Origin of the sequence: Sphingomonas sp. CCH10-B3, assembly GCF_001556185.1 — a bacterium.
Taxonomy (GTDB): domain Bacteria; phylum Pseudomonadota; class Alphaproteobacteria; order Sphingomonadales; family Sphingomonadaceae; genus Sphingomonas; species Sphingomonas aquatica.
Genome location: NZ_LSIJ01000104.1, coordinates 47997 through 66013 on the forward strand (window position 1 = coordinate 47997; position 18017 = coordinate 66013).

The window sequence follows — 18017 nt, forward strand, 5'->3', positions numbered from 1 at the left end:
TTCCTCCTGTGCAGACTGGTCCCGTCTGAATGACGGGGAAATCGCCCGCCCCGTGGGTCACGGCTCGAGTTTGATCTGCAATTCCTCCAATGTGGCTATGTCGACGCCTTCGTCGACGAGACGATCAAGGTAGGCCAACAAATCATCCTGCCTCGGCTGCCCAAACGCCAGCCTGTAGAGTGTCAAACTGCGCTTAAGCCAACGCAGTCGCGTGTTTTCGCGGCTCATAGGCAGCATGGGCACGCGCCGTTCGACCTTCACCGGACCGTCATAAACCCAATAGGGCACAAGTTCCGACGAGCTCTTCGTTGCACGCCGCGCAGCGTCGAACATCGCCCTCCAAGGATCCTTCGGAGTCTTCGCAGCAATGCGGATTGTATCTGCATGTGCCTTCGCGACATTGTGCCGAACGGCATGTCCTTTGAACCGGTGAACCCGCCCTTCCCTCTGCTCAAGATCGACTGGATTCCCAGGAAGGTTCCAGTGATAGACCCGATAGCAATAGGGGTGAAAATCCAGCCCTTCCTGACCTATCGAAGTCGTGGCCAGAACGAAAGGTCGGAAAGGAGAATTGAAGGCGTCGCGGACGCTCCCCAGCCGGACCGTTCCGCCTTCATCATCTTTGTACTCAGCCAGACGCATGGCAAACCGCCCACGCATCCTGATCGGCGGATGGAAGATGACCTTGTTGTCCTCGACAACCACATCATCGACGTCGATCTGTGAGGGGCGTACCGCCAACGCGTGCGTCATGGCTTTGGCCACCCCGGCGATGCGATCACGCTCTGAGCTATCGGCCAAGCCTTCGCCCTCGACGAGATAATGCGCATACTCGTCCAGCACAGCCTGCAGGTTGTGCTGGACCCCGTGCGCCAAAGCACTGCGCCAATAATGCTCATCTCGCTCCTGTCGAAGCAAAGCGACAGCGTCGTGCTGGTTGAAGAGTGCGCGGAAGCCCCAAGCAATTGAGGCCGCAGCTTCGAGCAGATCAGGATCATCCCAGGCCAATCCTGGCGCAATACGACGCAGAGCTCGCAACGCGCAAACGGCTGGGCTTCCCAGGGCAACGTCTACCAGCAAACTCAACGTTTCGTCGTCAAGCGTCCCTACTGACCCGTCAGCCGACGTCCTCTGCAATTCTGAGATATGCTCCCGGAAGCCGTCTTCCTGGGCTGTCCATCGGTAACCGAGGTACTTAAGCCAGCCCGACGCTTTGGTACCTAGAAGTGCGTCGATCGTCGCTGGGGTGGACCATTCGGTATCCCGACCAGCTGCGTCGGCGACAGATTCTCCGGCGAACAGGTATCCAAGCTCTGTTCTAATGCGCTCCGCAATCGCTGCGCGCATTTCCTCTACTGATAACTGTGTCGGCGAGCCGGCAAACACCTCGAGAGGATCACCAACTCGGGCCAATGTTGGCGATGGATATATCAGGTGCAGAGCACGCATCGCTGCCGGGCGGCCATCAACCAGCTTGAACTGCAATGGACGACGGCGCGTAGCTTCGGAATAAGATCGGACGACAGACCCGGCACCCATGCGCCGCTCGGCTTCGTAGGATAGCAGGGCAGCAAGTGCATCGGGCACCATCTGCCATGCCGAGAAGACGAGCGCCTTCGTCGCCGGCGCACCGTCCGAGACGGGTCCATAGTATGTAAGTGCCGGAGGGAGCCAAAGATGCTGGTGGAGCCCGGGGTCGAACAAGTCTGACATCAATGCACGAAGGCGCCCGTTCGCAGGATCAATCGGTTGATAGGCTTCGACCTGTTCGCGACTGATCCCCAGCGCCTGCGCGGCGCTCAATGCGGACAGCAAGGCCGGGTCCGCGTTTGCAGCTTTGTCCTTGAGGCGATGCTTCAGCGTGTAGTCACGCATGAAATTCAGGAGGTAAGGCGCGGACTTCCAATATTCGATGATTTCGCGAGCATCTACAGCGCGCGCAACGCGCGCAAAAGCTTCCGCCTGATGGAGATCGACAGGTGCGAGGGGGACATCGATCGTCGGCTCTGCCAACATCGAATCTCGCTCAGCAGTGCTGCCTACACGCTCGGTGCGGGCCATGACGCGCTTCAGTGTGCGCTGAACCGTGTTACGCGCTCGTTTGGCATCGTTCGTACTCGTCGGCAATTGCTGGAGGAGGTTGCGGAAGCGGCGCATTTCCCGGTCGAGTTCGACCTTGATGTCAGCACCTCTGTCACGGCCATAGAGAAACTCGATCGTTTCGAGGAAGTCCTCGTAATGATCGCCATCCTCCGGCTCATCGCCCGTCAGCGTCAGCATCTTGTAAGGCGTCGCGGAGAGAAGAAGGGTACGCGCACTGGCTGTATCGTCGGAATATTCGAACAGAGCCCGTGCTAGCTCAGCTGGCTCCCCTTCACCACGCAGCAATTCCCGAAAACGTTGGAATTCATCGAGGATGATGAGATCGGGCTTGAGCGCGCTGACACAGGCGTGCGACAGTTTACCCCTCAGCGTCCCGATCACGTCGTTGCGCTTCCATCGCTTTTCATCAGGGTAAGTGGGCTGTCGGCGCGGAAACAGCGCGATCATTTCCTCGATCGCAGATGTCAGAGCCAGATCAGCGCGAATTGCCTCCTGAAAGTTCGCAATGATCGTCGGATCGATGCCTTGAAGTGACATGCCGCTCACACAGGCATCCCACCGCCCATTTCCAGCGTCCACTTGAAGCGCGTTCCTGAGCGGCGTGAACGGGTAGCCCATGGCTTCGAGCAGGCGATGCACGAGTGCCCGTTCTTCCACGACCCCGGTCGTCGATCGAAGGTTGAACGTGGTCCCAGGCGTGAGGCTGATGAAGTTGACCTTGTTCGCGGAAAGGTCTTGCTCGCCGCGTAGCTGCAATGGGACCAGCGTCATCCGGGTGGGCAGCGCCATCGCGCGCTTTCCCAACACGTTCAGGCGATTGAGGTTTTGCGCAGCGATGGCCTGATTGGAGCAGATGTAGAGAATGTCGATCCGTTTGGATCGATCCCATAACGCTTCAATAGTCTTGGCAATGACCCCACGGGCGACCATCGTCTTGCCCAAGCCCACCTCGTCCGCGACGAGGAATTGCCGCACAGGATCTGCGCCGTGCAGACGGTCGAAGACATAGTCCACCGTGCGACGCTGAAATCGCTTGAGCTGAGCTAGGGCAGGTCCAGCGTCGAACCGCTCATCGTCCATGGCCAGCCTCCTCAAGCGCGGAGCGGAAGACCTGCCAAAGCGTACGGAATTCTTCTGGTATCGGATCGGTGCCCGCAGAGGTCGTTTCGTCGAGCCGGGTCATCAGTCGATCAACCGCGTCCAGCCGACCATCCTTGGCGCACAGGGCCCGGACCAGTTCTTCAAGCATCGGTTCGTCGTCCGCGACTGACATCGCCCAACCTGCTCCGCTACCATTTCCTGTAGCCGCTAGAGCGGCCGAAAACGGATCACCAAGGGCCGTTAGCAAGAGCCTCAGGTAGCGAAGGAATGTCTTTCGATCGTTGATCACAGACCGCATGATCGCCGCATCGCGTTCAGCCGGCAGCCCCTCAATCGGCAAACCCGTGCTAAAGAGGATCGTTCGACCAGTCGCCTGCTCGTTCAACTCGATCGCCAAAAAGCGGGTCACATCGGCCAGCGGAACAACCCCAAGATCGAGCGGCTGACCGGAAGCAAGGGAATCTTTGGCATCACGGGCGTGCCCTTCCCCACGCGTTATTGGCCAAACCCGCACTTGCTGGATTCCCGCAAGCGCAATTCCCTCTTCCGGCGGAACCAGCCATAAGCGCCAGTTCCCTGGACCTTCGGTTGCCACTGCTTCGCAGCGGATGGTGAGACCACCTCGCGCAAGGGCCCGCCGAGCAAACAGCAAAACACGTTCAGCTGCGCGCTCGGATGCTTCAGCAGCGGCCAGCTCTCCCGGGACATAGGCACGCGTCAATCGCCCGAACCCGCTTTCGCCGAGGATTGTGTCGATTGACCCGAGCTTCGATGTTTTGCCGGTGAAGGTTACGAAAAACTCGACATTGCGCCCTGAAATGAACGCCGGCGTGGTGGCGTTTCCCGAGCCCAGCGTCAGGCGAGTGTCCCAGCTGTGCTCGGCAACGATGATCTTGGCATGAAGCCCCTCGAAAGCCGTCGACTCAGCTTCCTCACCATCTTCGCGCTCAGCCATTTCGTCGAGCACGGCAACACGCCCAAAATCGTTCAACGTTTCTGCGGAGATGCACGCCAGCTGGTCAGGCCTGCTGATCAGGACTTCAGCGGATCGGCGTGCTTTGCTCGCTAAGGTCGCCAGCGCTTCGTCGTCACAAAATGGCGAGACTACGCCGATACGGGTGCATTCTTGCGGCTGCCAAGGTCGCCCTCCCAAGCCGTTGACTGCAAACTCCAGAGTTTCACACCCGTCAGGCAAAATCCACTCCCCGAAGCGCATGTCCTCCGCGAGCTCCGTTGTAAGAGCGCGCTGCTCCGGGGAGATGTTGCCGACAGCGAGACTTGGAAGCTTTGAAATCAGCGCGTGAAGCGGACGATTCTGCGCTTTCGGCTGACGCGTGCGGCGTCCGTCCAAACGAACGGCGATGTCCCAGGATCGGTCTCGCGTGAGGTTGCGCGACAACACGAGGACACGAAGAAGATCATCGCCTTCGTCGTCCAACGGCTTGAAGCGCAGAGCCCAGATCTTCGGATGGAAGCTACCCTCTTTGGGGGCTTGGACCTCGACGATAACCTTTTCGAGCAACGAACAGAGGCGAGATTGCTGGGCGTGTGCCGCATGGATCTGACCGGCCTCGGCAAAGACGGCCAAGCGCCCAGCAATCCGCTCTGCACCTTCCAGCAAAGCAATGGGGTGCTGCAGTATTTCCTCTCGATTGTCTGCGGCAAACAGAGCAAGGCTCACGGGAACCGCCAACGCCGTTTCAAAATCGAGCGAAAAGGTCGTCGCGACCCCAGCATCGAAGCGATATCCGGGTGGTGCCTGGAGGCTGTCGCCGTAGAGTAGCCGAGTCTCCGGATCGAGCGTGTTCCGGGTCAAGGTCTGAGATCCTTCAGGTAGCTGCGGGCGATGGGCCAGCGAAACTGGAACCGTTCAATACCGGAGGCTCCTTGCCAACGATCTCTGGCACTCGTGTTTGCGAACCGTGACTGGCCTTTTTTGAGCTTACGTTCACGCGAGATGATCAGGGCATTGGCTGCGTCGCGATTGCGGCCTATCCCTCCTTCCTTGCGGATTAGAGACACCCACTCGGTGACAAAACGCTTGGCTGGCTCAAGCACTTGGTGCCCTGTGTGACGCGTCTCATGCCAGAAGTCGTCCAACGACCAGGACGCTAGCGCGTTGGAATCAAACTCGTCACTCCAATTAGCAAGCGCGGTCTTGTAGTTTTCGATCCAGTCCTCTTTGCGGCGCAGCTCACTCAGCAGCAGATTGTAGAGCAAAGCAGCGCCAAGCATCACGGCCGAGAATACCCTGGCGTGGTCAACCAGCCTCCGTGCTTGCGCAGGGAAATCTGCCAGATGGGGGTGCAGCCAAATCGCGTCCGCCGTGGCTCGATCTTGTCTGCACGCGAGATAAGTCAAAAGGCTGTTAGGATGACGTTCGACTAGGCGATCAAGCAGGAAACTCGCTTCGTCTGGCTTCAGCTCAAAGTCGACGTTTTCCGGCCACCCTGCCGGTGGATCAGGCAAGCGCTCGTGCCACAACGAGCGACCGCGCGGAGCACCTCCAAGATCATCTTCTGCGTGATCTTTCGCAGCATCCTTGGGCCAATGCGGGAGCGCCGCAAAGTAGGCCTCAATCGAACCGGGAAAGTAGCGAATGCCCCAGCTTTCCAAGCCCGACCAGTAGACGCTGCTGGGCAAGCGCTTGAGCTTGTCGCCCGCGTCCCGTCCGATGATTCCGATATCTTTCGGCGCTCCGGCGATCAAGGCTCTGACGAGTTCAATTTCCTTTTGCCTCGCCTTGGCGGCCATTTCCCGGACCCCAAGGTTCGAAGGCAATGACCTAAGCACCCATGGAATGAAGAGCATGTACCGCAGCCGCGTCTGGATCGTACTTGTCCCAGGAAAAAGATGATCGGCAATGGAATCTCTAATCGCGCCAAGCCCAAGCTCATCGCGGCTGTCCTGCTCACGAAACAGGTCCATCAACCTTTGCGCACGGTCGCGTTCCGACTCATCAAAATCGATCCAGCCGATCGCTGAATTCATGCCTTGCGCCAAGTGACTGCCCCTCAAATCCCAAGTCCGATCGTCAGTTCGCCGGTTTCCGTCCAAAATACAGCCGCTCCGTTGACGGGTTTGCCTCCTCGATTACCGACGGCGTCGATGTAGGCGGCTAGCTGCGGCCAATAGCTCTCGAAGCGGACTGCATGGTCAGCAATCGGGCCACTCTTATGGTCGATGATAATGAAGCCTTCAGCCCCCTCCGCAATCAGATCGACGATGATGCTTTGACGTCCTCCATCGGTCAGTGCGATCTCGATTGGCTGTTCGATATGCAGGCGCGGATAGCCTAGCTCTGCGAGGGTCTGGCGAAGTGCTTGCGCCTGTTGTTCGAGAACCTGGACCTCTGCGTCGGACACCCGGCAATGCTGGCTGACCCTGCCCCGCAGATCTGGCCTGCATAGCAAAATCCGTAAGGCTTCGTGGACTGCAGTTCCCTTATCCGTTGCCTGGGCGAGATCCGATCCGGTGAGCCGGACACCCACCGAAATCGCCCGGGTGTCAATTTGCGAGGGTAGCGGCCGAGCGGTGGCGATTGCCTGGGAAGGGCTGATTACCGAGGTCAGCTGGCCGATAGCTCGCCTTTCAATTGCAAATCTGGGTTCGCGGTTGCTGCTCGCCAAGCAGATTCTGCCTACCGTATCGAACGATGCCGGGATCTCCTTGTCACAGATCGTCATGCGGGACGGGAAGTTCGCCGAACCGACAGTGATCTCATTGCCCTGTAACTTGATGCTACAGACGTCGTGCAAAAGACGGCGCGCCGTTAGTGGCAATGGCGGCTCAACCTTGTCGTCGTCCTGTGGCCATTCGATGATCAGGCGATCACGCGCACGCGTCAGGGCGACGTACAGCAATCGGCGCGCTGTTTCTTCACTCTCGGGATAGAGCTCGTGGAGAAAGCGCGCTGTCGCCTCTGGAGCCGCAAAATCAGGAGCATAGGCAAGTGTCGCCTCTTCGATCACATGATCGAGGTCGTCGAAGCCGGGAAACTTTGTGCTGAATGTCCCAGCACGAGGATCAAGCTTGTGGTCCAGACCGCATACGACCACGACCGGCCACTCCCGCCCCTTCGATGCGTGCCAGGTCACGATCTCGATGCCGTCGGCCTCGGCGCCGGCAGGATTGGGGCGCAAATCCTCGCCCTTCAATCCCACCTTGTTTTCGAGCCAGCCAAGGAAGACGTTGGCACTCTGACCATAGAAACCGGAGGCTTCCCGCATATCGCGGTGTGCCTCCATGAAAGCCGCCGCTTCAGCCTCGAAGCGAAGGAGATCCGCTCTCATCTGGGCTGGGTCGTCAAGCCGGTCGCACCAGTCGCGCAGTCCGACGACCTGGATCACCTGGTGAACCAGTCTGTCCACGGGCGTCGCAAGGGAGTCCGGCCAAAGCCCCTGCAACGCCGCTAGCTCGGGTGTATCGATCCGGCCCTTGCGGGCCAGCGCGCCCAGGGCCTCTGTGAGAGGTGTCGCCCCAGGCCCGAGCGTGGCGGTGCAGATAGCTGCGTGATTGTCTGCAGGATCGACGGCGAAGCGGAGAGCAAAGCACGCAGCCTGGACGATCTTGCTTTGCCACCAGCCACCTTCTGCTACGCGGACTGGCAAACCCAGCGCACGCAGCGCAGCCGCGTAGCTCGCGCAGTGGTTGTGCGTCGGACACAGGATTGCAACGTCCCGCGGCTCCAGATCGCGCAGGGCCTTGGAATGCCTGTCGACGATGGTGACCTGATCATCCGTCAGCAAAGACAGGAGCCGATCAGCGATGAAATGCTGGGGCTTTCCACCAGAGCGGGCGCCGCGTTTGTTGGCCAACTCGATGACCTCCAGGGCGGTGTCGTGCCCGGCGGCGTTCTGCGCGGCAAGCGCAGTGTAATCGTCTCCGAATAGGCACGGGCCCAGCGCGTTCACGAAATCCATGATGCGCGGATCGGAGCGCCAGTTCCGGTCGAGTGGGCTGGTTTCAAATTGCTGTGTAAGCGCGACGGTCAGCCGGGGATCCGCGCCCTGGAAGCCCATGATCGCCTGCTTGGTGTCCCCAACGATCAGCGCCCGCTTGGCCCTACGCGCGAGTGCCCACAGAAAGGTGAACTGGATCGGGTTGGTGTCCTGGAACTCGTCGACAATGACGCAATCGACCTCGTCCATGATGGCGCCAAGCACGGCTGGCTTTTCCTCGAGGATCCGCGCGGCGTTCGTCACCATGTCGCTAAAGTCGATGACGCCGAGCTCACGCTTGCGGGTCTCGTAGTCCGTCATCGCCGACTGTGCGCCTTCCACCAGAGCGCGCGCATGCGAGACCGCATCCTCAAGCGGTCCGGGATGAGTAACCAGGTTGTCGGCCGCGAGCATGACCGCAGTTGCAAGATCATCGTAGCCATCAGGGGTCGGACTTCTCCATCATTTCCTGGAGTGCCGCAGGTCCTTCGATCACCAGGTCGCCAGCCCATCCGAACAGATGATTGGCGAGTTCAAACAAGCCGCCGGATCGGAATCGCACCAGCACCTCTTCGCCATCATCTTCGAACTGCTGAAGCGGGTGGAATCGCCATGCGCGCGCACGCTCCACGGCATGCGGCAAGACCCTCAGCACAATGTCATGGTCTTCTTCTTGCCAGATGCCGAAACTCCGGGCCATCCAGGCGTCGAGATCCCAATCATCCGGCGGGCAGCCGACGATCCCGCTGTCTCGAACGTTGCTCATACGGTCGAGCCGAAAGGTGAATGAACTGCGTGAGATCGCGAGTCTGAAGGCGCCTCCTGCAGTCGTTGCGGCCGGCCTGAAGGCCGCCCATCTCGCCAGCGGCGGGGCCGACGTTGCGAAGACCGCCATCCACAGTGTGATGCGTGCTCTTTGCCGGCCGCATCGATCGCATAGGCAAGTACGCGAGCCAGGCTTTCATTGGCCGGTCTGGCGGCGGCGGTTGGATGGTACATGGTTGTCTCCTAGCTTCTGAACTGGTGCGACTCGCAGGCATAACGCGAAGTGTCCCATGTAGGAAAATGAAAAGAACATAGAGCGAACATCTCGTTTAAAGGCGAATCAGTTCCTCTGCCCGAGCCGTCGGCGGATCACGGCGCATGCGGCGGCGATCTTCGACATGAAAACCCTATATTATCGTCATTATTGCTGTTGAAGGCCGACGAGCCCTAAAAAATGTGTCCGCATCCATCCGTCTCCAAAGCGGATTTGATGCCAACCCTTTCCTACGATCATTTCCTAGATGCATGTGGAACACACAGCGAACGCAAGAACGCTGTGACCACCCCTCCAACCGGAGCTTCACATGCAGTCTCTCACCCTCCCCCGGCGCGCCAGCGTCAAGGGTCTCGGCAAGACCCTCAACATTGCCATCCCGGTCGCGGTCGCGGCGCTTGCGGCGAGCGCCGCCTATGCTGGCGCGGATACGACCTTCACCCCTGCCCTCACCAAATTCACGGATTTCCTGGAAGGTTCGGGCGGCAAGATCATCACGGTCCTCAGCCTCGCCGGTGGCCTGATCGGTCTGGCGTCCGGGCGGTTTTCGCTCGGCCAGGTCGCGGTTCCCGTCGGTGTCGGCATCGGCGTCGGCACGGGTGTTCCGATCGTCACCTCGGTCGTGACCGCGGTCATCTGAACGCGGCACGAGAAGGCGGCGTCGCCATGGCAGACCCTTACATCATTCCCCGGCGCCTCGACGACCCGGAGCTTATCGGCTTCTGGACCATCGACGAGTTCGCGGGAATGCTGGCCCCCTTCACCTGGGGGATCCTCACCCAGCATATCTTTATCGGTATCATAGTCGCCTTCGGCGCCTGGTTCGCATTGCGTAGCGGCACAGCCCGCGACGGCGGCACCCGCTGTACCGCCACCGGCCTATGGGCCGCAGGCAGGCGGTTATGACGCGCGGGGACGTTCGCCTCAGCCCAGTGCTGTGTCTGCAAGCGGCGATCCGCAGGGCGGCATGATCCCGCCCTCTGGCGAGGTGATCCGCAGCCTCAAGCGCTCCGGGAGCGACTATTCCGAGGTGTTCATCAAGGGGCCGGAGACCGAGGCGATCGGACGGCTCGTGCTCGACGACTATTCGGCAACGCTCTTCTCGAGTTCGCCCCAGACCTTCGCCGCCATCGATGCCGAGATCGCCCGGGGCCACCAGCTCGCCGATGCCATCGAGCGCATCGCTCATCCCAATCGCTGACACCTCTTCATCAAAGGATTCCGAAACTCATGCCTCTCCACCTCGTCACCCCGTTCGACCAGACGGATGCGCCCGAAGACGAACAGCCCCTCTTCCCGCCGGCGCCGAGCTGGCGCTCGCGCATCGCCGATGGCTGCTACATCGTGCTGCGCGGTAGTCAGTTTCTGGGCTCGTCCTATCTGATGGCGCTGGGCCTGCCGCTGCTCTTCTTCCTGCTTCTATCGGGCGGCAATCCCGATGCCTTCTTCGCCCATGTCGCCAACCTCGGTGACCGCTTCTTGGGGGCCGACCTCGCACGGCGCGTGACCTTCCTCGACCAGTGCAAGTTCGTTCTGATCGGTCTCGCCACGCTCGTCGTCGTGTGGCGCATGCCGCGCTTCATCCGTGATCTCGACCGCGAACTCTCGGGAGAAAAGCTGTGAGGAACATTCTGGCAACATCAGACCTTCGCAGGCGGCTGGCATCGATCAATCTCACCGCTGTCGTGCTCGGCGTCGGCATGATCGGTCAGGTGCTGTGGGGTGTCTGGACGACCGACAAGCTGCTCACCTTGGAGAAGCGTGAGGTCGTCACGGTCCAGCTGAGCCGGATCATGGGCGACTTCATCGAAGCCGAAGCACGAGCTGGTCGTCCGCCGGAAGAAACGAAGATGCGCGTCCAGGCCTACCTCAAGGCTGTGGAAGCGTCGGTGCAGCAGCTTGGCCGCGAGGGCCGGACGGTCCTCGTTGCCGAAGCCGTAGTGGCCGGGAGCACGCCGGACCTGACGCAATCTGTGCGCGCCGATGTTGTGCGCCGGATGGGAGCCATTCCCGATGCTGCCCGCTGATCGCCTGATCCGCTCTGCGTCCGCTCGCCGTATCGTGCTTTGGGGCGGGCTTGGCGCCGGGGCGCTGGCACTCTCCTCGCTCGCCGCCTTCGCTCAGGGCCACGCGCTCATGATCAACGTGAGCCCCAGCCTGCCCTACTGGGCCATTTGGGTGACGCGCGGGGCGGCCGTGCACCGCGGGGATATCATCCTTTTCGATCCGCCTGCTTCGTCGTTGTTGGTGAAGCATTTCGGAGCGGAGCCGAAGCCGTTCGGTAAGCGGGTGAGCGGCGTGCCGGGCGACATCGTCACCGAGCAGAACCGCACCTACTTCGTCAATGGGCAGGCTGTCGCCAAGGCCAAGCTCACGAGCCGCCTTGGTGAACCCCTCGCGCTCGGCCCGACGGGCCGCGTTCCGCAAGGCTGCTACTTCGTCACCAGCGAACACAAGGATGGTTTCGACAGCCGCTATGCCGCGATCGGTTGGATTTGCGGCCCACGCATTCTCGGGGTCGGGAGGCCAATCCTGTGAGGCTGCTCACCTTCCCCATATGCGCCACTGCGCTTGCGGTTGCCATAGCCCCCCAGGCAATGGCTCGCGACTACGGCCAGCACGGCACGGTTTGGCCAGTGGTCGAGCCGGACCTGCTCCAGCAGATCCATGCCAGGCTTACTCAGCTCGAGAAGACCGGCGAGACCGCTCGTCTCAATGAAGAGCTGAAGCGGCGAACGATCGCCCGGGTCAACCGGCCTGAGCCTGTCGCTGGCATCTCCCTCGCCTCGGCGCTGCGCAGCTGGCGTTTCGATCCGACGATCACCGTCGAGCGCGACATTGCTGACGACAAGGGCCGGCTCATCATTGCCGCAGGCACGCGGGTCAATCCGCTCGATACCGTGCCGCTGCGAGCTCCGCTCGTCTTCCTCGATGGCGACGACCCGGCACAGCTTGCCTGGGCTACCCGTCGCTATGCCAGCACGAAGGCCAAGCTCATCCTCGTGCGGGGTGCGCCGCTCGAACTCATGAAAGCCCGCCAGCGGCGCTTCTACTTCGATCAGGGCGGCACGCTGGTGAAGCACTTCGGCATTCGCGCGGTGCCCGCAACCGTCGAGCAGCAGGGCCGCGCGCTTCTCATCACCGAACAGCCGGTCACTCCGAAAGAGCGGGCGCCATCATGAGCAGGAAACATCGTCTTTTGTCATGGCTTTGCGGAGCACTTCTGCTCACCAGCCTGAGTGTCATCTCCAGCGCGCCTGCCCAAGCTGCGGCCGGTCCGGGACGCTGCACCGGCAAGTTCGTCAATCCCATCACGGACATCTGCTGGTCGTGCCTTTTCCCGATTTCGATCGGAGGCTTGAAGATCTGGCCGTCAAGTCGGCCCGACACCAACAACCCCGCTCTGCCGGTGTGCCTGTGCGGGCTGCGGCCCGGGATAGCCATGGGGTTCTGGGAGCCAGTCCGGCTTGCCGATGTGAGCATGAAGCCGTGGTGCTTCGTCAATCTGGGCGGGATGAAGCTCGATCCGGGGTTCGACATCGGCTTCAAGTCGATGGCCGGGCCATCGGCTGTCGGCGGCAACACCCAGTACAACTCGCAGTGGCATGTCCATTGGTATGCCTATCCGCTGATCTACTGGATGGAGATCGTTGCCGACTTCCTGTGCCTCGAGTCCGGCTCGATCGACATTCTCTACATCACCGAGATTGATCCGCTCTGGCAGGACAGCGAACTCACTGCGATCATCAACCCCGAAGCGGTCCTGTTCGCCAATCCCTTGGCGCTTGCAGCCTGCGCGGCCGACTGCGTGGCGGCAACGGCCAAGCTGCCGACCGATGAACTGTTCTGGTGCGCGGGCTGTCAGGGCACGATGTATCCGCTCAACGGCAATGTCTCGGCGACCATTGGCCATGTCCAGGCCTCGCGGCTCGCGCTCGCTCGCTTCTCCTACAAGCTCCACCGCGAGCTCGTCGCCTGGGGGACGATGGGCAGCAAGGGGCTTTGCGGCAAGTACCTGATGCCGGTGATGCGCAAGCAGCAGTACCGCTTCCAGGCCACCAATCCCAATCCGCAGACCAAGGGCCGCTACGCCTGCGCGCCCATTGGTGCCTCCACCACCTTCATGTCGGCAGGCCAGGTCTATCCCGCCATTGGCGAGGACATGGGCTATCTGGTCTGGCGCAAGCGGAACTGCTGCGCACTATGAAAACCATTCCTCATCTCCTTGTGATCGCCTTGCTTTCGAGCCTTGCCGCTTTCGCTGGCGCGTCGGCGCAGACGGCCGAACCGGACCTTGATGTGGCGGCCATCCGGGCACGCGCCAGCGCTGGCGCCAGTGATGCCGACGCGCTCTCTGCCAATGCTCGCGCAAGGGCCGAGGCGCTGGCGCGGGAGGCCATGACAAGCACCAGCGAGGCCGAGGCGCACGCTCGCCGCTTCACCCGTGAGGCCGCCGCAAGTGCTAAGCACGATCCGGCCAGCACCTTCGACTTTGACCGGATGGTGGCCGATGCCGGCACCATGACCAGCGAACGCATGGGCGATGCGCCAAGGTTTATAGCCTTTGCTTCGCTCTCGATACCGCCGGCGGCGTTACGGGCAATGATCGACGACGTGGCCAAGGCCGGCGGCATCGTCGCCCTGCGCGGTCTGCCTGGCAACAGCGCCAAGGCTCTGACGGACGCATTGGCAAAAGTCGCGAAGCCCGGCGAGCAGCTGGACGGCGTCGGTATCGACCCGCGGCTTTTCCGTGCTTTCGGGATCGAGACCGTGCCCACCTACGTCGTCACCAGCAGCGACTTCGATCTGTGCGACGGGTTCGATTGTCGGACGCAGGTCCCGCCCCACGACCGGATGAGCGGCAATGTCAGCGCAGCCTACGCCCTTGAGACCTTCGCGCACGGCGGCGGCCCCGGCGCTTTGCTCGCGGCCCAGCACCTCGCCCGTCTTGAAAGGCAGGATCCATGACACGACCAATCCTCTCTCTTACGGGCGTGTGCGCGCTCCTGCTCACCCTCGCCGGACCGCTTCACGCCCAGACAACAACCGATGCTGCCAAGGCGGACGGCAAGGCTTTCGGGCGAGACAAGGCGGCATCCGCACAAAGTGCGGCAACCACAAACCCGGATGCCAGTCGCATCCCCAATTTCGGCGGCACACCAAGTCAGTCGGGCTATTTCGACGATCCCGACCGGATGAGCCGCGAAGCGGCGAGCCAGGCCACGACCAATACCGGTTACAGGGCCATGCGGGACTCGATGGACCGGCGGGCCCGGTTTGCGCCGCAGGATCTCGATGCGACGATCGCGCGCAGCAATGTGATCAGCAAAGATCCCCTCGCCTATACGAGCGGGATGGCGATTGGCGGCTCGCAGGGGCGCTGCGTGCCCTTACCGCCGGCCAGCGGAACCGCGGCGCGATACATGGCGACCTGCAACGTCGGCTACACCGCCAGCCAAGAAACGCGGACCTGCCCTGTGACTTTGACCGCGCGGGTCGAGCAGCGTCAGGTCTACGGCTACTATTGCGTTGGCGGCAGCGGGGTCGACCCGGCTTCGGTCTATAACTGCAACCGTTACCCCGCGCCGCAATGCACGGTCACGCAGTCCTATCCGATCAACCTGTGCGATCCCTATTTCGGGATCTACTGGGGCTGCAACTCCGGCGATCTCAGGGTTGATCTCGTCAGTTGCACCGCGCCGGTTGATGGCGCCACGCCCTATACGGTGACGGGCGAGAACGTCGTCACAACCATGCGCGATGAGAGCCAATGTGCAGGTCTCGCAGCGGACAGCTCGTGCCAGCAAGACACCGAGACGTGCACCGACAGCGATCCGGTGACCCGCATTGTCGATGGCATCGCCGTGACGCAGCCTTGTTGGGCCTGGAGCCGCAGTTACAGCTGCGCACAGTTCACGCAGGCTCAGGACTGCCAGACGCTTGAAACCAACCCGGGCTGCAAGCTCGTGCGCGAAGACTGTCTCGCTGGCGAGCCCTGCCGCACCTGGGAGCGGGTCTATGATTGCCCGGTTCCGGACCAGCCCGCGAACAGCAACCAGTTCATCTGCGATGGCGATGTCTACTGCATCGATGGCTCGTGCGAGACTATCCAGCGCGAGGCCAACGACGAGTTCAAAGACGCTGCCGTCGCCTTGAATGCGATGAACCAGGCACGCCGCGAATTCGATCCGGACAATCTCACCCTGTTCAAGGGGACCCGCGAAAGCTGCTCATCGAAGGTTTTCGGCATTCTCAACTGCTGCAAGGGCAAAGGCTTCCCGCTGATTCCGGGCATCCAGCTGCTCGTGGCGCTGGGCTGCAGCCGCGAGGAGATGCTGCTGCATCAGAAGGACGCGCAAGGTTTGTGCGCCTACGTCGGCACTTATTGCTCGTCCTCCTTCCTTGGCGTCTGCCTGACCAAGAAGAAGGTCTACTGCTGCTTTGAATCCAAGCTGTCGAGGATTCTGCAGGAGCAAGGCCGCCAGCAGCTGAACAAGCCGTGGGGCAAGCCGAAGACCGAGCAATGCTCCGGGTTCACCATCGACGAGTTCGCCAGGCTTGATCTGAGCCGAATGGATTTCACCGAAATCTATGCCGAGTTCACCGACGCCGCCCGCCTGCCTGACGAACTGCAGGCCACCCAGGAAATCCAACAGAAGATCGAGGACTATTATGCCCGCGCCCGCCAGTAAGGCCGCGTGGCGGCTGCTCGCCGCCTGCGCGATTGCCAATGCCGCTTGTTTCCTTTCGCCCGCGACCGCGCAGACGACCACCACCCAAACCGTTGCGCTGCCACGCGCCGAGACAAATGAGCGGCAGGACAGCTTCTACTGCGAGGAGCGCCGGCTCGGGTACTGGTTCTACTGCACCCGGCCCAAACCGCCGAAACAGCAGGCACCCGCGCCAGCGGCGAGCGCCACGAGCCAGCTTGACGCGATCACGGCGACCTTGCGGGAGCTCAAAGCCAAGGCGATCCTCGAGCCCACACCTGCCAATGTGACGGCCTACATTCGGTTCCAGCGGGCCCAGCTCGACCGGGCGTCGCTCTTCAGCGACGTCTGGCAACGGGCGATCTGGCAGGATCCCGAGCTCGACTACACGCTGCAGCGCCCGGTCTCGACACTCGGCAAGCGCCAGTGGCAGGATTCGCGCAGCGCGGAACGGAACGCGGTAATGGCGCAGCTCTCCGAGCGCTACGGGCTCTTCTACTTCTTCGCCCAGAGCTGCGGCGCCTGTGAGGTCATGTCGCCGATCGTGCAGAGCGTTGCCTCGACCTGGCACATCGCCGTGCGCGCGATTTCGACCGATGGCGGCCCATCGCGCCATTTCCCGAACTACACGGTCGAGACCACCCAGCGCAGCCGCATGGGCCTGGAGCCCAAGATCACGCCTGCGGTCGTGCTCTGGGACGCGCAGACCGGCCGCCCCATCCCGATCGGCTACGGCGTCATGAGCGCCGACGAGCTTCAGGACCGGATCTACCTCCTCACATCGAAGGAAGCTGGACGTGACTACTAGGATGAAAAGAGTCGTCGCTGCGATCCTTGCAGCCACCCTCCCCCTCACCTTCCCGCTATCTGGCGCATCTGCCGACGTCGGCAGTTCGATGGACTCGTTTCTGAATGACGTCGGCGGCGCAGCCAACGTCAACGGTCCGACCGCGTTCCAGGGGCAATCGGCCGGCTATTACAGCCTCGGCAATGTCTGGACGCGCTTTCCCCAGAAGACGACCAACATCGCCAACCTGCAGCTGCCGCGCGCCCGCGCTGGGTGCGGCGGCATCGACATCTTCGCCGGTTCGTTCAGCTTCATCAACGCGAGCGAAATCGTGGCAATGCTGAAGGCGGTCGCCAACAATGCGGTCGGCTTCGCCTTCAGCCTCGCGATCGACACGGTCTGCCCGGAATGCTCGAAGATCATGCAGGAGTTCAGCCAGAAGGCTCAGCTCATGAACAACCTCAACATCAACTCCTGCGAGATGGCTCAAGGGTTGGTGGGCGGGATCTGGCCGAAGGGCGACCTTGCCGACAAGGCGGTCTGCGAAGCGATCGGCAACGCCGAGGGCATCTTCACCGACTATGCCGCAGCCAAGCACGGCTGCGGCACCAGGGGGCAGCGTTCGAGCACGACCGCGCAAGGCTCGGGCAAGTATGACGACGTCAATCCTGGCGTGCCGCGAAACTACACCTGGACGATCCTCAAGAAGTCGGCGTTCTTCTCGCCAGGGGGCCGCTTCGACGAAGAGCTCGCCGAATATGCCATGACGCTGCTGGGCACGATCATCTACGTGCCGCCCAAGGACGATGAGCCAGGAAGGTTCGTGCCGATCGTCGGCGAAGCCTCGTCGACGCTTGTGACCTCGTTGCTCGATGGCACCACGAACGGCAACGTCCTCATTTTCGACTGCGACGAGACGGAGAAGTGCCTCAACCCGGGTTTCAAGTCGCTGAGCCTGCCCGCATCGAAAGCGCTGCGACCGCGGGTGGCGGCGCTCATAGGCGGGATGGTTCAGGCCATCCGTGACGACACCGCGATCAGTGAAGAGCAGAAGGAACTACTGCAGGTCGCATCGATCCCGCTCTACAAGATCCTGACCGTACAGGCGGCCTATGGCCGGGGCATGCCGACCGACGACCGCGAGACCCTCGCCGAGATCGCCAGTGTCGACCTGCTGTTTGCCGTGCTCGACCGCATCGTCAGCGAGGCCGGCCGATCGATGTCGAGCTTCATCGGGGCCGACGAAGCGAAGATCGCGATGTGGCAGAACCAGGTCAATGTCTGTCCGTCGTCAGAACATTTGGCACAGGTCGCGGCGTAAATTAGCGGAGTGCGGG

General features: G+C 61.7%; 16 protein-coding genes and 1 pseudogene. 12 read left to right on the top strand and 5 right to left on the bottom strand.

All coding sequences use genetic code 11. The annotated features are described in order from the left end of the window. Positions 1 to 57: 57 nt before the first annotated feature. Genes AX672_RS17220 through AX672_RS17240 form a run of 5 tightly spaced genes read right to left on the bottom strand, consistent with a single transcriptional unit; the run spans position 58 to position 8910 of the window. Positions 58 to 3183 (bottom strand): helicase-related protein, encoded by a 3126-nt coding sequence (locus AX672_RS17220; RefSeq protein WP_066653713.1) that lies wholly within the window; start codon positions 3181 to 3183, stop codon positions 58 to 60. Further along, complete coding sequence (locus tag AX672_RS17225) at positions 3173 to 5020, bottom strand: phospholipase D family protein (RefSeq protein WP_066653663.1); 1848 nt, start codon at positions 5018 to 5020, stop codon at positions 3173 to 3175. The genes AX672_RS17220 and AX672_RS17225 overlap by 11 nt, the downstream gene beginning before the upstream one ends. Further along, complete coding sequence (locus AX672_RS17230; RefSeq protein WP_066653666.1) at positions 5017 to 6195, bottom strand: DUF6361 family protein; 1179 nt, start codon at positions 6193 to 6195, stop codon at positions 5017 to 5019. The genes AX672_RS17225 and AX672_RS17230 overlap by 4 nt, the downstream gene beginning before the upstream one ends. Before the next feature lie 23 nt (positions 6196 to 6218). Next, positions 6219 to 8558 (bottom strand): UvrD-helicase domain-containing protein, encoded by a 2340-nt coding sequence (locus tag AX672_RS17235; RefSeq protein ID WP_066653668.1) that lies wholly within the window; start codon positions 8556 to 8558, stop codon positions 6219 to 6221. Positions 8559 to 8586: 28 nt separating this feature from the next. Beyond that, positions 8587 to 8910: a WYL domain-containing protein gene (locus AX672_RS17240; RefSeq protein WP_066653670.1), complete on the bottom strand. Its 324-nt coding sequence runs from the start codon at positions 8908 to 8910 to the stop codon at positions 8587 to 8589. 583 nt (positions 8911 to 9493) lie between these two features. Between AX672_RS17240 and AX672_RS17245 the strand changes: the two genes are divergently transcribed. The 12 genes and pseudogenes from AX672_RS17245 to AX672_RS17300 all read left to right on the top strand — a co-directional run bounded on the left by AX672_RS17245 (position 9494) and on the right by AX672_RS17300 (position 18001). Continuing rightward, the gene (locus tag AX672_RS17245; protein WP_054725555.1) at positions 9494 to 9823 is read left to right on the top strand and encodes a hypothetical protein; all 330 of its coding nucleotides are present in this window, start codon (positions 9494 to 9496) and stop codon (positions 9821 to 9823) included. Between the two features lie 26 nt (positions 9824 to 9849). Continuing rightward, complete coding sequence (gene traL, locus AX672_RS17250) at positions 9850 to 10089, top strand: type IV conjugative transfer system protein TraL (protein ID WP_231731422.1); 240 nt, start codon at positions 9850 to 9852, stop codon at positions 10087 to 10089. Between the two features lie 82 nt (positions 10090 to 10171). After that, positions 10172 to 10384: pseudogene (locus AX672_RS17255) on the top strand (hypothetical protein); the annotation flags it as partial. A 29-nt stretch (positions 10385 to 10413) separates the two neighbouring features. After that, on the top strand, positions 10414 to 10806 hold the full coding sequence (locus AX672_RS17260; protein ID WP_066653675.1) for a hypothetical protein: 393 nt from the start codon (positions 10414 to 10416) through the stop codon (positions 10804 to 10806). Further along, the gene (locus AX672_RS17265; RefSeq protein WP_066653677.1) at positions 10803 to 11210 is read left to right on the top strand and encodes a type-F conjugative transfer system protein TrbI; all 408 of its coding nucleotides are present in this window, start codon (positions 10803 to 10805) and stop codon (positions 11208 to 11210) included. Before AX672_RS17260 ends, AX672_RS17265 begins: the two co-directional genes overlap by 4 nt. Next, positions 11197 to 11721, top strand: a complete 525-nt coding sequence (locus AX672_RS17270; RefSeq protein ID WP_066653679.1) for a S26 family signal peptidase — start codon at positions 11197 to 11199, stop codon at positions 11719 to 11721. Before AX672_RS17265 ends, AX672_RS17270 begins: the two co-directional genes overlap by 14 nt. Further along, positions 11718 to 12365 carry a type-F conjugative transfer system protein TraW gene (gene traW / locus AX672_RS17275; protein ID WP_372587595.1) on the top strand — a complete coding sequence of 216 codons (648 nt, stop codon included), beginning with the start codon at positions 11718 to 11720 and terminating at the stop codon, positions 12363 to 12365. The genes AX672_RS17270 and traW overlap by 4 nt, the downstream gene beginning before the upstream one ends. After that, positions 12362 to 13390 (top strand): conjugal transfer pilus assembly protein TraU, encoded by a 1029-nt coding sequence (gene traU / locus AX672_RS17280; RefSeq protein WP_066653680.1) that lies wholly within the window; start codon positions 12362 to 12364, stop codon positions 13388 to 13390. Before traW ends, traU begins: the two co-directional genes overlap by 4 nt. Beyond that, positions 13387 to 14151 carry a type-F conjugative transfer system pilin assembly protein TrbC gene (gene trbC / locus AX672_RS17285; protein WP_066653684.1) on the top strand — a complete coding sequence of 255 codons (765 nt, stop codon included), beginning with the start codon at positions 13387 to 13389 and terminating at the stop codon, positions 14149 to 14151. The genes traU and trbC overlap by 4 nt, the downstream gene beginning before the upstream one ends. Continuing rightward, complete coding sequence (locus AX672_RS17290; protein ID WP_066653692.1) at positions 14148 to 15875, top strand: conjugal transfer protein TraN; 1728 nt, start codon at positions 14148 to 14150, stop codon at positions 15873 to 15875. The genes trbC and AX672_RS17290 overlap by 4 nt, the downstream gene beginning before the upstream one ends. Continuing rightward, a complete protein-coding gene (locus tag AX672_RS17295) occupies positions 15856 to 16701 on the top strand; it encodes a conjugal transfer protein TraF (RefSeq protein ID WP_066653694.1) in 846 nt (281 codons plus the stop codon). The genes AX672_RS17290 and AX672_RS17295 overlap by 20 nt, the downstream gene beginning before the upstream one ends. 1 nt (position 16702) lies before the next feature. After that, a complete protein-coding gene (locus AX672_RS17300) occupies positions 16703 to 18001 on the top strand; it encodes a conjugal transfer protein TraH (RefSeq protein WP_331711213.1) in 1299 nt (432 codons plus the stop codon). Positions 18002 to 18017: the final 16 nt, after the last annotated feature.

Bases quoted from the DNA above. Each gene is read 5' to 3' on its own strand.
- AX672_RS17220 (WP_066653713.1), bottom strand. From the start codon at position 3,183: ATGGACGATGAGCGGTTCGACGCTGGACCTGCCCTAGCTCAGCTCAAG.
- AX672_RS17230 (WP_066653666.1), bottom strand. From the start codon at position 6,195: ATGAATTCAGCGATCGGCTGGATCGATTTTGATGAGTCGGAACGCGAC.
- AX672_RS17235 (WP_066653668.1), bottom strand. From the start codon at position 8,558: ATGCTCGCGGCCGACAACCTGGTTACTCATCCCGGACCGCTTGAGGAT.
- AX672_RS17240 (WP_066653670.1), bottom strand. From the start codon at position 8,910: ATGAGCAACGTTCGAGACAGCGGGATCGTCGGCTGCCCGCCGGATGAT.
- AX672_RS17245 (WP_054725555.1), top strand. From the start codon at position 9,494: ATGCAGTCTCTCACCCTCCCCCGGCGCGCCAGCGTCAAGGGTCTCGGC.
- traL (WP_231731422.1), top strand. From the start codon at position 9,850: ATGGCAGACCCTTACATCATTCCCCGGCGCCTCGACGACCCGGAGCTT.
- AX672_RS17260 (WP_066653675.1), top strand. From the start codon at position 10,414: ATGCCTCTCCACCTCGTCACCCCGTTCGACCAGACGGATGCGCCCGAA.
- AX672_RS17270 (WP_066653679.1), top strand. From the start codon at position 11,197: ATGCTGCCCGCTGATCGCCTGATCCGCTCTGCGTCCGCTCGCCGTATC.
- traU (WP_066653680.1), top strand. From the start codon at position 12,362: ATGAGCAGGAAACATCGTCTTTTGTCATGGCTTTGCGGAGCACTTCTG.
- trbC (WP_066653684.1), top strand. From the start codon at position 13,387: ATGAAAACCATTCCTCATCTCCTTGTGATCGCCTTGCTTTCGAGCCTT.
- AX672_RS17290 (WP_066653692.1), top strand. From the start codon at position 14,148: ATGACACGACCAATCCTCTCTCTTACGGGCGTGTGCGCGCTCCTGCTC.
- AX672_RS17295 (WP_066653694.1), top strand. From the start codon at position 15,856: ATGCCCGCGCCCGCCAGTAAGGCCGCGTGGCGGCTGCTCGCCGCCTGC.
- AX672_RS17300 (WP_331711213.1), top strand. From the start codon at position 16,703: ATGAAAAGAGTCGTCGCTGCGATCCTTGCAGCCACCCTCCCCCTCACC.